At 66.6% G+C, this 14573-nt stretch carries 5 protein-coding genes and 1 pseudogene; 1 reads left to right on the top strand and 5 read right to left on the bottom strand.

Going from position 1 to position 14573, the window contains the following annotated elements; all coding sequences use genetic code 11:
• The first annotated feature begins 176 nt into the window (after positions 1–176).
• Positions 177–2798 (top strand): hypothetical protein, encoded by a 2622-nt coding sequence (locus JJJ14_RS09440; protein WP_201443975.1) that lies wholly within the window; start codon positions 177–179, stop codon positions 2796–2798.
• Between the two features lie 66 nt (positions 2799–2864).
• On the opposite strand, the gene JJJ14_RS09435 is transcribed toward JJJ14_RS09440, so the two are convergent.
• The 5 genes and pseudogenes from JJJ14_RS09435 to JJJ14_RS09415 all read right to left on the bottom strand — a co-directional run bounded on the left by JJJ14_RS09435 (position 2865) and on the right by JJJ14_RS09415 (position 14573).
• Positions 2865–6320, bottom strand: a complete 3456-nt coding sequence (locus tag JJJ14_RS09435) for an AAA family ATPase (RefSeq protein ID WP_201443974.1) — start codon at positions 6318–6320, stop codon at positions 2865–2867.
• Entirely contained in the window at positions 6317–7642 is a 1326-nt protein-coding gene (locus JJJ14_RS09430) for a metallophosphoesterase family protein (protein ID WP_201443973.1), read from the bottom strand. Before JJJ14_RS09430 ends, JJJ14_RS09435 begins: the two co-directional genes overlap by 4 nt.
• Before the next feature lie 51 nt (positions 7643–7693).
• Positions 7694–10852 carry a tetratricopeptide repeat protein gene (locus JJJ14_RS09425; RefSeq protein ID WP_201443972.1) on the bottom strand — a complete coding sequence of 1053 codons (3159 nt, stop codon included), beginning with the start codon at positions 10850–10852 and terminating at the stop codon, positions 7694–7696.
• A 37-nt stretch (positions 10853–10889) separates the two neighbouring features.
• Positions 10890–11024, bottom strand: a pseudogene (locus JJJ14_RS09420) (exonuclease SbcCD subunit D); the annotation flags it as partial.
• Positions 11025–11075: 51 nt separating this feature from the next.
• Positions 11076–14573, bottom strand: a complete 3498-nt coding sequence (locus JJJ14_RS09415; protein ID WP_201443971.1) for a tetratricopeptide repeat protein — start codon at positions 14571–14573, stop codon at positions 11076–11078.

Genomic DNA, 14573 nt, shown 5'->3' with positions numbered 1-14573 from the left:
CTTCGCATGGCACTGGTGAGGCTCCTGTCCCCGCGCCCCCGATGACGTCGGGGCCGGAGACCGGCAGCTTTCCCGCTGTGCCTGTGCCTCCTCCGCCGAGCGCCCCCGCGCCCCAGGTGCCCAACGCCGCCGAGGCTCCTCCGCCGCCTCCGGTGCCCGCCCCTGGAGGAGAAGCTGTGGCCGCCCCGAACACGATGGGCGTCCCGGTCGCCGCGTCCTCCGCACCTGCTGCGCCGGCGCCTCAGGCCCAGGGCGGATTCGTGCAGCCCGGGCAGGCCGCTCAGGCCTCGCCCCTGGCGCAGACCTTCACCGCCTGGTTCCGCGGCCCGGGCCTGACCTCCACGGCCCTGAGCCTGGCGATCGTGCTCGGATCCGCAGCCATCAGCGCGATCCTCACGATGGTGGCCATGTCCACCACGGACTCGACGAAGACGTTCCCGACGACCTTCTCCACGCTGCCGCTGCTCATGGGCTGGAGCCTGGGTGGGCAGTTCGTCATGTCAGGCTCGAACTCTTACGAGACGATCACCCTGACCTTCACCCTGCTGCCCATGGGGGCACTGACCGCCGCTGGCATCGGGGTCTTCTGGCTGGCGCGCCGCCGGGCCGCGGTTGACGGGTCGGCGGCCCCGCTGGTCCCGACTCTGGCGCGGGCCGGAGCCGAGGCTCTGGCTGTGGCCCTGGTGGCCTGCTTGGTGACGGCACCGTTCTCCATGACCGCCACGATGATGGGGCTGAAGGTCATGACGGTCTCCTCCTCCGCGCTGATGACGATCCTGCTGGTGACGGTGGTGGTCTTCGTGGCGCTGGTGGTGGCTCGTAGCGGTGGGGCGCTGATTGAGCGCCTGCCGCGCCCGGTGGTGCAGCTCGGCCGGGAGCTGGGTGCCCTGAGCACCGCACTGGGAGTGGTCCTGGGGGTCTTCGTCGTTCTTGCCTACATCGTTGCGGCGCTGACCCAGGGGTGGAACCTGGCCTCGATCCTTCTGCTTCCGGTCTTGCTGCCGAACCTGGTGCTGCTCGCCCTGGGTATGGGCTCCCTGGGAGGCATCACCCTGGACAAGAGCGAGGCCGCGGCGGCCCTGGCCTACTTCCTGCCGTCCCTGGGCGGCGAGGACGGCGGCGACGCCTACGCCTGGACCTGGTTCGGCAGCTGGTCGATCCTGCTGTTCGCGGCCATGATCGTGGCCATTGCGGCGGCGGCGCTGCGCGTGGGTGTCAGGCGCGCTCGCACGGGGCGGACCGAGTGGCAGCGCGTCTGGCAGCTTCCGCTCGTCTCGCTGGTCCTGGGGGCGATCTTGTTCTACGGGCTGCTTCCGTTGCGTTTTTCAGGCGCTGACACCCCGATGCGCTCCACGGGCGGCGGGGAAGGCCACTACATGTCTCTGAGCCTGCAGCCCAACGCCCTGACCTTCTTCCTGCTCGGGGTTGTCGTGGCGATCATCTCCGTGCTGGCCGAGCTGCTGCCCCTGTGGGTCTACTCCTCCTTCCCGGCGGTGCTGCAGCTGGCCGGCGGGAAGAAGGCGAGTGCGGCCTGGCGTGCGGGCACCTCCGGCGTGAGTCCGACGTCGTCGGCCCAGCAGTGGGCGTACAGCACCGACCCGGCCACCGGGGCCAGCATCGCCACGGACCCGGCCACCGGCGCCGTCTTCTCCATGGACCCGGCGACCGGCCAGTGGGTGGAGACCACGCCGGCCTCGCAGGCCCCGGCTCCCGGACCTGGCGGCGCGGCCGCGGGCGCGACTGCTGCGGGCGACCTGCCCGAGCCCGCCCCGATGAGTGCGGCCTCGCGCAAGAAGGTCATTCTGGGACTGTCGGCCTTCGGGGTCGTGGTGGCGCTGGTGGTGGCCGGCGTCGTCGCGCTCAACGTCGTCAACGGCATGCGCGGCCCCGAGAAGGCGGTCGAGAGCTACCTGACGCTCCTGTCGGAGGGGAAGGCCTCCGAGGCCACCAAGATGGTGGACCCCGGTGTCCCCAACGACCAGCGCAAGCTGCTGACCGACGACGCCCTCAAGGCCGCCAAGGCGAGGATCAAGGTCACCAAGATCGACAAGCCCACCATCTCCGGTGACACCGCCAAGATCAAGGCTCACCTGTCCCTGGACGGGAAGGCCTTCGAGTACGACTTCACCGCCTCGAAGTCGTCGGGATCCTTCGGCCTGGACAGCTGGAAGGTGGATAAGCCCCTCGTGGTCTCCGCGGACTTCAGCTCCTCCTCGCTCCCGGGGCTGAAGGTCGCTGGGGTTGCCATCGACCTGGCCAAGGAGAAGGACGGGTGGAGTGGGAGCCGCACCTCGACCCAGTTCGCCTACCCCGGTGTGTACCCGGTGTCGGCGCCGGACTCCGTCAGCAAGTACCTCTCTGCCAAGGAGACCTCCTTCACCCTGATTCCTTCGGGCAAGGGTGCCGCCTCGGAGGCCGAGTCGGTGGGCACCCAGAAGGTGGATGCCACTCCCACTGACGAGCTCAAGACCAAGGCGCTGGAGAAGGTCAAGGAGCAGACGAAGACCTGTGCGACCGTTCCGACGAACTCGGACAAGACCTGCCCCTACCAGACCTCCTCGGACATGACCTCGTTGTCGGTGGAGAAGGACGCCACGAAGGTGGAGTTCTCCGAGGACAGCAATGACCTGTCCTTCACCTCCGACGAGATCAGCATCTCCGGGTCTCCCAAGCCGACGGCCTTCGACAAGAACCCCAGCCCCCGCAAGGCGAAGTTCACCTTCTCCGGGAAGGTGGAGCTGCCGGAGGGTGATGGCGAGCCCACCATCACCATCGAGTCCAGCAGCAGCGTCTTCTAGGGCCACTGGCCGGTGCCGGCCGCTGGGTCGGCACCGGCCAGCAGGATACGTTCGCGGCGCGTCGTCTCAGGCGGTCACCTTCAGGGTGGATCCGCCCGAGGCGACGCGCCGCACTGCGATGCGCTCGGCGATCTGGTCTCGCAGCTCGGCCACGTGGGAGACGATGCCGACGGTGCGCCCGCCGGCGCGCAGGTGGTCGATCTGGGCCATGACCGCCTGGAGGGTGTCGGCGTCCAGGGTGCCGAAGCCCTCGTCGATGAAGAGGGTCTCCAGGCTCACGCCCCCGGACTCGGCCGAGACGACGTCGGCCAGGGCGAGGGCCAGTGACAGGGAGACGTAGAAGGTCTCCCCGCCCGAGAGGGTCCGGGGGTCACGGGTGCGCTCGTCACCGAGGTGATCGACGACGGCCAGCCCCAGTCCCTTGCGGCGCCGGCGCTGGCTGGTCTCCTCCGCAACCCGGATGAGCTCGTAGCGCCCGGAGGACATCTGGGACAGGCGCTCGTTGGCGAAGACGAGGACCTCCTCGAAGCGGGCCTGCAGCACCCAGGTGGCCAGGGGCGTGCCGGCCTCGTTCTCCCCGCGGGCGAGGTTCGCCACCCGGATGAGGTCGGCGCTGGAGCCGGCCGCCTCCTCATAGGCGGTGGCCGCCTGCTCGACGCCGTCAACGGCCCGGCGCAGGTGCTCGTGGGACTCGGCGGCGCGCGCCTGAGCGGAGGCGGCCTGCCGGGCGGCGGCGTCCGCCTGGGCGAGCTCGGCGGTGGCAGCTTCGAGGCGGTCCTCCTCCTGGCCGCTCAGGGCGGCGATCTGCGGGTCCTCCAGTCCCAGGCGGACCTGCTCGCGGGCGGTGGCGGCGGCGCGCACGCCGGCCGACAGGGCCTCGATGGCACCGCGCTCCATGAGGGCCGCCGTTGCCTGCGCCGCACCGGTGAAGCCCTCCTCCGTCAGCGCCGCGGCCAGGTCGGTCAGGGCGCTGCGGGCCTGGGCCAGGGCGATGCGGGCTGAGTCGACGTCCTGGGAGGCGCCCTCGGCCTCCTTGGCCCGCACGAGGAGCGCGGCGGCGCGGGCGGTGACGCTTGGCCAGGTCCCGCGCGCCTCCAGGCAGCGCCGCTGGTCCTGGGCGAGGGCCTCGCGCTCGGCCTCCAGGCGGCTACGGGCGGACTCCTGGGCGGCGCGGGCGGCATCGAGCGCGGCGCGCTCCTGCTCGGTGCCGGCATCGAAGGCCTCGAGCCGCTCCACCAGCTCTTCGACGCCGTCGGCTGCGGCCCGCGCGGAGGCCAGGGCGGTGGTCGCCGCCTCCAGCGCCTCCTTGGCGGCGGGGGCATCCATGCCGTCACTGCCGCGCTGGGCCTCCTCAAGTCGGGCGGCACAGGTATCCCGTTCCCGGACGGCGCCGCTGAGTGCCTCGTCGGCCTGCCGCTGCTGTTCCTCGGCCGCCTCGACCTGCTGGCGGGTGGCGCCGTCGGTGCCTGCGGAGGCGGGGGAGGGGTGCGTGGTCGAGCCGCACACGGGGCAGGGCTCGCCTTCGGTGAGCTCACCGGCCAGTGCCCCGGCGGCTTCGGAGATCCAGGCCAGGCGGGTGGCGCGAACCCGTTCGGTCGCCTCCCGCGCGAGCGCCGCTGCCTGAGCACAGGCGGCGTCCCGCTGAGCCAGCTGGGTGCCGAGCTGTTCGACGGCGAGGGCAGCTCGGTGACGCTCCTCGGCCCGGGCCCGGCGGTCCTGAAGGCCGTCGAGGCGCTCGTGGGCCGCGCGCGCCGCCTCCAGCGTCTCCACCAGGGCGGTGCGCTGCGCGGGACGCTCGGCGAGCTTCTCCGAGCGCTGCTCCAACTGGCCGGCGGCGCGCTGCAGCTCCCCGTCCCGCTGCTGCAAGGCGCTCTCGCGCTCAGGGAGGCCAGCCTCGAGGTCCACGAGGGCCTCGAGCTGCCCGTGCTCGCGACGGCAGTGGTGCGCCAGGTCCTCAAGGTCACGGGGGCTCAGGGCCTCGGCTTGGGTCGTCTCCGACTCATCGGCCGCCACAGGGGTCTCTGCCGCGTCGGAGTCCTGCGGGGCCGTGTCCACTTCGGTGGCGCCGGCCATTGCCTGGCTGGGTTGATCCTCAAGGGCGGTGAGCTGGCGCTGCGCCTCACGGACCAGGGGCTCGACGAGGGCGGCGGGCGTCACCGCCGCATCGAGACCGTCAGCGTCGCTGGTGGTGGCATCCTCCGTGCTGCTGACGCTGGTGCCTCCGGCCTGTTCGGCCAGGTGGGCCAGTCCGCTCTGGTCGGCACGGGCGGCCAGTGCAGCGACGGCCTGTTGGGTGCGGCGATGGGCGGCCTGCTCGGCGACCAGGTAGGGCCGCACCCGGGAGGCGCGCTCGGCGGCCTGGAGACGCCGGGCGTCGTCGGCCTCCTGCTCAGCGCGCTCAGCCAGCCGCTCCTTCTCCTCAATGAGGGCCCGGCGCCGCTCCAGGAGGTCGTGGAGACTCTGGGCCTCCTCACGAGCCGACTGCGCTCGGGTGAGGGCCGTCCCCGCGGCCTCAGAGCGGGCGTCGGCTAACGCGACCCGGTTGCTGGAGGCCTCCAGAACCTCAGCCCCGATGCGGCGAAGAGCCACCAGGTCCGGGGCGGCTCCCGCTATCGCCGCCTCCAAGGCCTGGGCCGGCGTCGGAGCAGGACTGGCGTCGGCCTCCTGAGGCTCCTGGCGGCCGGCGTCATCCATGGGCAGCGGCAGCGCCTCCTGGGTCCCCCCGGACGGGGCCTCCTGAGACGAGTCATCCGGCGACGAGTCCTCCGGGAGAACCGCCTGATCGGCGTCGGCAGTCTCCTTGCCGGCATCTGCGGGCTCAGCGGGGGAGGGGGCCTCGGTGAGGAGGGGGTGCCGCCCCAGGGAGGCGACCTGCCCGCGCAGGTCGGCTGCGGCCTGCTCGACCCGCCGGGCCCCGTCCCGGGAGGCCTGGATGAGGGCCTCCTGGATGGCGTCGTAGATGCCGGTGCCGAAGACGTCCTTGAGGAGGTGCTGGCGCTCGGAGGAGTCGGCGCGCAGGAACCGGGCGAACTTGCCCTGCGGCAGGACGACCGTCTGCGTGAACTGCTCCCGGCTTAAGCCCACGGCGCGCGCGATCTCCGCGTCGGCGTCGCCCACACGGGTGACGGGCTCATCGAGCGGCTCCCCGCCGACCTCGGCCAGGCGCCAGAGCTTGACGGTGCCGTTCTGGGTGGTGGTTCCCTGGCCGCGCCGCTTGGCCCGCTCGTAGGTGGGGGTGCGGCGCACCCGGTAGACGCCGGCGCCGGTGGAGAAGACGAGCTCGATGACGCTCTCGGTGTGCGGGCCCACGAGGGTAGAGCGGATGCGCTCCTTGGAGGAGTCGGCCGAGTCGGCCACGTCCCCGTAGAGGGCGAAGACGATCGCGTCGATGATGGTGGTCTTGCCCGAGCCGGTGGGGCCGGTGAGCAGGAAGCGACCCGAGGCGCCCACCGCGTCGAAGTCGATGTGCTCCCGCCCCGCGTAGGGGCCGATGCCGGTCATGGTCAGGGAGTGGATCCTCATCGCTCGCTCCTCGCGCTCGCCAGGGCGGACTCATACGCGCTGCGCAGGACGCCGCGCTCGGAGGGGGCGGGGGCGCGCCCGCAGACGTCGTCGAAGAAGTCCTCAGTGATGCGCAGCGGGTCGGCCGCGGCGGTGACGGCGATGCGCTCGCGGGCGGTGCGCGTGGGGGCCTCGTGCTGGAAGGCCAGGAGGCTGGGGAATCGCTCCTTGAGGGTGGCCAGGGCGCCTGGTGGTCGCTCGCCCTGGAGGATGACGCGCACCCAGGCGCCGGTGGCGTCGTCGAAGGCGGGGGAGAGGAGCTCGGGCATGGTGCCGGTCAGGGTGCGCACCTGGTGCAGGACCGGGGTGGGGATACGCTCCAGCCCGGTGACGCCGTCGGCGCCCACGTCCAGCAGGACGGAGGACTTGGTGGCGGAGTGGCGGGCGCCTTCGGCCTCGTCGAAGGAGAAGGGCAGGGGCGAGCCGGAGTAGACCAGGCGCGGGCCGGCGGGCCGGGTGAGCTCCTGGGGCCGGTGGAGGTGGCCGAGGGCCACGTAGTCCAGGCCGCCGCTGCGCTCGGCCAGGGGCGAGCCGCCCAGGCTGGTGAAGACGCCGGAGGGCACGGAGTCAACGCCACCGACGCGAATGTCCCGCTCGGACTCGCACGCCTCACCGCCGACGACGAAGGCGTGGGCCATGAGCAGGCTCGGCAGGCGCCGACTGCGGGCCGAGCGCAGGCGGTCCAGGTCTGCGGCCACGAGGCGCAGGGCGGCGGAGACAACGGCCTCGTGGGAGCGGGGCAGGCGCGGGCGCTCTGACGAACTGGGTTGGGAGGAGGCGTCCTCACCCTCGTTGCTCTCCTCTCTCACCGTGTGCTTCGCGGGGGTCTCCTCGCCGAGGCGTTCGGCGAGGAGGGGCGGGAGGATTTCGCGGGCGGCGTCGGGGTCGAGGTAGGGCAGGGCGTGGACGATGGCGGCCTCGTTGCCGCCGGCGTCGGGCAGGATGATGCCGCGGTCGAGGCCGGCGGTGCGGGCTCGGATGATGAGACCCTCGCGCATGAGGTCGGCGGCGAAGCCGAGGCGGCGGGCGGAGTCGTGGTTGCCGGGGGTGAGGACCACCCGGGTGCGCTCGGTCAGGCGGCGCAGCGTCTCATCGAGGAGGGCGACGGCGTCATTGGTTGGGATGGCGCGGTCGTAGACGTCCCCGGCGACGAGGACGGCGTCGACCGACTCGGCGGTGACGAGCTCGACGAGGTGGTCGGCGAAGGCGGCGTGCGCGTCATCGAGCACGCGCCCATGGAAGGTGCGCCCCAGGTGCCAGTCGGAGGTGTGGAGGATCCGCATGCCGACACTGTCTCACAGCCCACCGACATCAATGACGGCGTCATATCGCAGTCAGTTACCGATTTCCTCGGTGCCGTCCTGCTCATCCTCTGAGTCCGACGGCGTCTCCAGGAGTGCTTCCGCCTCTTCAGCTCGACCTGCGGCACTATAGGCATCAGCGAGGTTGTTGCGTGAGGTCAGGGTAAGGGGGTGGTTGGGGCCAAGGAGGTTCTCGAAGTCCTCGAGGTTCTGCTGGTGCAGGGTGATGGCGTCGTTGAGCCTGCCTGCGGCTCGATAGGCGTAGGCGAGGTTGTTGCGTATGGTGAGGGTGCTGGGGTGGTGGGGTCCCAGGATTCGGTCGGCGTCTTCGAGGTTCTGCTGGTGCAGGGTGATGGCGTCGTTGAGCCTGCCTGCGGCTCGATAGGCGTAGGCGAGGTTGTTGCGTGAGGTGAGGGTGCTGGGGTGGTGGGGTCCCAGGATTCGGTCGGCGTCTTCGAGGGTCTGCTTGTGAAGGGTGATGGCGTCGTTGAGCCTGCCCGCGTCCCGGTAGGCGCTGGCGAGGTTGTTGCGTGAGGTGAGGGTGTCGGGGTGGTGGGGTCCCAGGATGTGGGAGCGGTCTTCGAGGGTCTGCTCGTACAGGGTGATGGCGTCGTTGAGTCTGCCCGCGTCCTGGTAGGCGCTGGCGAGGTTGTTGCGTGAGGCCAGGGTGTCTGGGTGGTCGGGGCCCAGGATGTGGGTGCGGTCTTCGAGGGTCTGCTTGTGAAGGGTGATGGCGTCGTTGAGTCTGCCCGCGTCCTGGTAGGCGTAGGCGAGGTTGTTGCGTGAGGCCAGGGTGTCTGGGTGGTCGGGGCCCAGGATGTGGGTGAGGTCTTCGAGGTTCTGCTTGTGAAGGGTGATGGCGTCGTTGAGCCTGCCCGCTTCCCGGTAGGCGCCGGCGAGGTTGTTGCGTGAGGCCAAGGTGCCGGGGTGGCCGGGGCCCAGAATGCGTTCGGATTCCTCAAAGTTTTGCTCGTGCAGTTCAATAGCTTCGTCGAGCCGACCCGCGTCCCGGTAGGCGCCGGCGAGGTTATGGCGTGAGGCCAGGGTGCCGGGGTGGTCGGGGCCCAGAATGCGGGTGAGGTCTTTGAGGTTCTTCTCGAAGAGGGTGATGGCTTCGTTGAGTCTGCCCGCGTCCTGGTAGGCGTAGGCGAGGTTGTTGCGTGAGGCCAGGGTGCTGGCGTGATCTGGTCCCAAGATGCAGCCCGCCTGAGTGACAGAATCAGTGAGGGTAAGTGCCAGTTGTGACATTCCAAGGTTGGTTGAGTACCGTAGCGTCGTTGCGAGCGTTAAAACAAAAGCTGGATTAGAAAATAGCGAATAAGAGTAGTCTTGTGAAGTGATTGAGCGCATTTGTTCAACAAGGCTTCGAGTTTCCTGTCGTTGTTGGAAGAGGTTCGATCGGGTGACTTCAACTCCGTTGAGAACTATTGTGGCGCATGAACGTGCCTCACTGAGTTTCTCTGGGTTGCTCAGGTAGGTTTCGCGGTAAACTTTCCCCTGAAGGCGGTGAATGATGGTCTTGTCGCTGTCGATGGATTCTTGGAGAATTAATGCTCTCTTCAGGAATGACAGGGTGTCTCGAACTGCGTCGGAGTCATCGTCGAGATTCAGAAGCCAGTGAGTCGGTACTCCGGAAGCTGCCAGGAGAGACAATGCGTCGAGAAGTGATACAGCGCTCCTCTCATGCTGAGGATGCTTGGTTCTGATCTGCTCCAAGGCATGCTCGTACGCCATGAATAGTGCGATGCCGATGGCGTCTGGGTAGTCATCGCCCTCGAAGCGGCTGATACTTGAGTCGAGTGGGTGATTGCTTAGCCTGTCAAGGTAGCCGGATAAGGTGTATCCACCCTGTTGTGCTGTCGCAGCTGCTTGGGTCACGGCGACAGGGAGATCGCCAAGCGCCTCTGCGATCTGGTCGGCCGCATCTCGGTGAGCGTCACCGGTGCGTTGGCAGAGAAGAGCGATCGACTGCTCGCGATCAAAGACGCCGACTGCCAGTGGTGACCATCCCAAACTGTTCCAGTCAAGGTGGCGCGTCGTGGTGATGAGGGCTCGAACTCCGTTGCCCTCAGGGGTAAGGTCTCTCAGGTCGTCGAGATTCTCCACGTTGTCGAAGACGAAGAGGCGATCCGCCGCATTTGCTGAGCGCAGCTGATCCAGGAAGCGCCGAATAATAGTCTCCGGAGGGATGTCCTTTGGCGCATCGATACCTGTCTGCAGTGCGAGGTTGTATAGATTTGCAATGAGCACATCGCGTGACTCCGCATCGATCCACGCGACTAAAGGCCAACCCTCCTCCTCGCACCTCGTCGCAACCGTGGCTGCCAGCTGAGTCTTGCCGCTCCCTCGCATCCCCGTCAGCACCGTACGAGGCTCGGCGCGAGTGAAGATGGCGTTGAAGAGCTCGTCCTGCCCTTCTCGCTCGACGAAGCCTGTAGTGACCCTGGGGCGGCTGCCGAAGCGAATCCGTTTGGGGACGTTTTGCGATTGAGGGGGCGTGTTTCGAGTGTTGTTGATGCTGTCGACAATCTTGTCCAGCCGCTCGTGAGTCTTCGTGTGCTGGTCTAACAGCTGTGTCTGCCCGGCAAGTAACCGTTCCTGGCTCTTGTGAGTCTCTGCCTGCCCCTCCAGCAGTTGCTCTTGCCCGGCAAGCAGCTGTTCCTGGCCTGCGAGCAGCTGCTTGAGCGCGGCGATGTCAAAGGCCTGCGAGCCTGGCGCGAGACGGATGAACTCGTCGGCGACGATGCGGGTCAGGTCGTCGAAGAAGGGCTCGGCTGCCGCCTCGACGTTTTGGCGACGGCCAGCCGCTCGCCGTCGGAGGTAGGTTTCGAAGTTGTCCGGCAACCGCACCGCCTCCAGGACTGTGGCGTCGTCCCCGCTGAGCTCCTTGAGTGCCACCTCCATCTCGGTGACGGCTCCTGCTAGGGCGGATTGAGTGGCTGCGGTCCGCTCGTATCGTTCGCTGGCGTTATCCACCTGCTTCTGAAGGCGGGCCTTGATGGACGCCTCCAGCGGATTCTCCTCGGCTCCTCGCCCCTGCAGCAGGCCCCACATGCTGCGCCACGTGTTGAGGACCTCGTTAGGCAGTGACGCTGCGCTGCCCCATGAAGGATCAACGGCCACAGCGGCTCCACGCATGAGCAGCCCGGTGATGCGGGCAGACAAGACAGCGAGGGAGAGGGGATCAGCCATGCCGCTATCGTACAAGCGGTCAGCGGTGCCGAAACAGAATTCTCACGACATTGACTGACTCGGCGGTGACGAGCTCGACGAGGTGGTCGGCGAAGGCGGCGTGCGCGTCATCGAGCACGCGCCCGTGGAAGGTGCGCCCCAGGTGCCAGTCGGAGGTGTGGAGAATCCGCATGCCGACACTGTCTCACAGCCCACCGACATCAATAACGGCGCCCTGCGGCGGTCAGCTATCGGTCTCCTGGTCCGCGTTGTCCTCGGTGCTGTCCTGCTCGTCCTCCTCTGAGTCCGGCGGCGTCTCGAAGAGTTTCTCCGCGTCCTCAATTCTTCCTGCGGCGCGATAGGCCTCAGCGAGGTTGTGGCGTGCGGTGAGGGTGTCGGGGTGGTCGGGGCCCAGGATGCGGGTGCTGTCTTTGAGGTTTTGCTCGTATTGGGGGATGGCCTCGTGGAGCCTGCCCGCTGTCTGGTAGGCGTAGGCGAGGTTGTGGCGTGTGTTGAGGGTGTGGGGGTGGAGGGGGCCCAGGATGCGGGAGCAGTCGGTGAAGTTCTGCTCTAGCAGGGTGATGGCCTCCTCGAGTCTGTCGGCGTCGAGGTAGGTGTGGGCGAGGTTATTGCGTGAGGTGAGGGTGTCGGGGTGATCGGGGCCCAGGATGCGGATGCGGTCGTCGAGGTTCTGCACTAGCAGGGTGATGGCCTTGTCGAGCCTGCCCGCGTGCCAGTAGGCGCTGGCGAGGTTATTGCGTGAGGTGAGGGTGTCGGGGTGGTGGGAGCCCAGGATGCGGGTGCAGTCTTTGAGGCTCTGCTCGAGCAGGGGGATGGCTTCGTCGAGCCTACCCACGTCTTGGTAGGCGTAGGCGAGGTTGTTGCGTGAGGCGAAGGTGTGGGGGTGGTGGGGTCCCAGGATGCGGGTGCGGTCGTCGAGGTTCTGATGATGCAGGTAGATGGCGTCGTCGAGTCTGCCTGTGGCTTGGTAGGCGTTGGCAAGGTTGTTGCGTGAGATGAGAGTGTTGGGGTGGCTGGGGCCGAGGATGCGGGTGTGGTCCTCGAGGGTCTGTTGGAGTAGTTCGATGGCTTTGTCAAGCCTGCCAGACTCCAGATAGGCGCCCGCGAGGTTACTGCGTGAGAGCAAGGTGTCGGGGTGCTCGAGGCCGAGGATGCGGGTGCGGTCGGTGAGGGCCTGTTCGTACAGGGCGATGGCTTTGTCAAGCCTGCCAGACTCCAGATAGGCGCCCGCGAGGTTACTGCGTGAGAGCAAGGTGTCGGGGTGCTCGAGGCCGAGGATGCGGGTGCGGTCGGTGAGGCTCTGCTGGAGTAGTTCGATGGCTTTGTCAAGCCTGCCAGAGTCCCGATAGGCATTGGCAAGATTGCTCTGGGCGGCCAGAGTGTAGAGGTGGTTGGGGCCGAGGATGTGGGTGCTGTCGGTGAGAGCCTGTTCGTACAGGACGATGGCTTCGTTGAGCCTGCCGGCGTCCTGGTAGGCGTTGGCGAGGTTGTTGCGTGAGAGCAGGGTGTTGGGGTGGTTGGGGCCGAGGATGTGGGTGTGGTCGGTGAGGCTCTGCTGGAGTAGTTCGATGGCTTCGTTGAGCCTGCCGGCGTCCTGGTAGGCGTTGGCGAGGTTGTTGCGTGAGGTCAGGGTTTCGGGGTGGTCGGGGCCCAGTAGGTTTTCGAAGTCCTTGAGATTCTGCTCATATAGGGTGATGGCTTCCTCAAGTTTGCCGGCGTCCTGGTAGGCGTTGGCGAGGTTGTTGCGTGAGGACAGAGTGTCGGAGTGATCGGGGCCCAGGGTGTATACCGCCTTAGTGACAGAGTCAGTGAGAGTAAGGGCCAGCTGTGGCATTCCAAGGTCGGTTGCATTTCGCAATGTCGTTGCGAGTGATGCGATAAAATTCGGGTTGGAGAATAATGGATGAGAGTGGCCTTGAAGTGTGATGGCACCTATTTGTTCGACGAGATTACGTGTTTCCTGTCGCTGCTGTTCAAAATTAGTTAGTTGGTCTATGTCAATCTTGTTGAGGATAGTTGTTCCGTATGTGCATGCTTCGTTAAATTTCCCTGGTTCGCTCAGGTAGGTTTCGCGGTAAACTTGCCCTTGAAGGCGGTGAATGATGATCTTGTTGCCGTCGGTGGACTCTTGAAGGATGGATGATCTCTTCAGGAATGACAGGGTGTCGCGAACTGTGTCGGAGTCGTTGTTGACTGCTAGAAGCCAATGAGTTGGTACTCCGGAAGCAGCCAGGAGAGACAGTGTACCAAGGAGTGATATAGCGATCTTCTCCTGCTGAGGATGTTTGGTTCTGATCTGCTCCATGGCTTGTTCGTATGCCATGAATAGTACGATACCGACGGCGTCTGGGTAGTCATCGCCCTCGAAGCGGCTGATACTTGAGTCGAGTGGGTGATTTCTCAGCATGTTAAGGTAGCCGGATAAGGTGTATCCACCCCATTTTGCTGTCGCGGCTGCTTGGGTTACGGCGACAGGGAGATCGCCAAGCGCCTCCGCGATCTGGTCTGCCGCATCGCGATCAGTGTCGCCATTGCGTTCGCAGAGAAGAGCGATCGATTGCTCTCGTTTAAAGACGCCGACCGTCAACAGAAACCATCCCAAACTATCCCAGTCAAGGTGGCGTGTGGTCGTGATGATGATCCGTGCTCCGTCGCCCTCGGGAGCGAGACCCTTTAGGTCATCGAGATTCTCCACGTTGTCGAAGACGAAAAGGCGGTCCTCCGCATCTGCTGAGCGCAGCTGATCCAGGAATCGCTGAACAATAGTCTCTGGAGGAACATCCTTCGGCGCTTCGATGCCTGCCTGCAGTGCGAGATTGTAGAGATTTGTAATGAGTCTATCGCGTGAATCCGCATCGATCCACGCGACTAAAGGCCAACCCTCCTCCTCGCACCTCGTCGCAACCGTGGCTGCCAGCTGAGTCTTGCCGCTCCCTCTCATCCCCGTCAGCACTGTACGAGGCTCGGCGCAGGTAAGGACAGCCTCGAAGAGCTTGTCCTGTTCCTCTCGTTTGACGAAGCCTGCGGTGACCCTGGGGCGGCTGCCGAAGCGAATCCGTGTGGGCAAGGCGGAATGGTTTCGAGTGACCGCGCTATGGATCTCCTTAATATCCGTATCCATAGCCTCTAGTAATGCGTTAGTCTCTGCTTGTCCCTTCAGCAGTTGATTCTGCCCGGCAATAAGCTGATCCCGGCCTGTGAGTAGCTGCTTGAATGCGGCGATATCGAAACCGCATGAGCCTGGTGCGAGATGGATGAACTCGTCGGCGACGATGCGTGTCAGGTCATCGAAGAAGGACTCGGCTGCCGCCTCGACGTTCTGGCGGCGGCCAGCCGTACGCCGTCGGAGGTACCTCTCGAAGTGATCCGGGAACCGCACTGCCTCAATGACTGCGTCGTCGTCCCTGCTGAGTTCCTTCAGTGCCACCTCCATCTCGGTGACGGCTCCAGCCAGGGCGGATTGAGCGACTCCGGTCCGCTCGTGCCGCTCGCCGGCGGCATCCACCTGCTTCTGAAGTTGAGACTTGATGGACGCTTCCAGCGGATTCTCCTGTCCACCTCGACCGTGCATCAGGCTCCATATGCTGCGCCACGCGTTAAGGGCATCGCTTGGCAGCGACGCCGCGCTGCTCCACGAAGGATCAACGGCCACAGCGGCTCCGCGCATGAGCAGCCCGGTGATGCTGGCAGACAGGACAGCGAGGGAGAGGGGATCGGCCAT

It is taken from the genome of Actinomyces sp. HMT 175 (genome assembly GCF_016694895.1).
Classification (GTDB): domain Bacteria; phylum Actinomycetota; class Actinomycetes; order Actinomycetales; family Actinomycetaceae; genus Actinomyces; species Actinomyces oris.
This window is presented reverse-complemented; position numbering and strand designations above follow the sequence as displayed.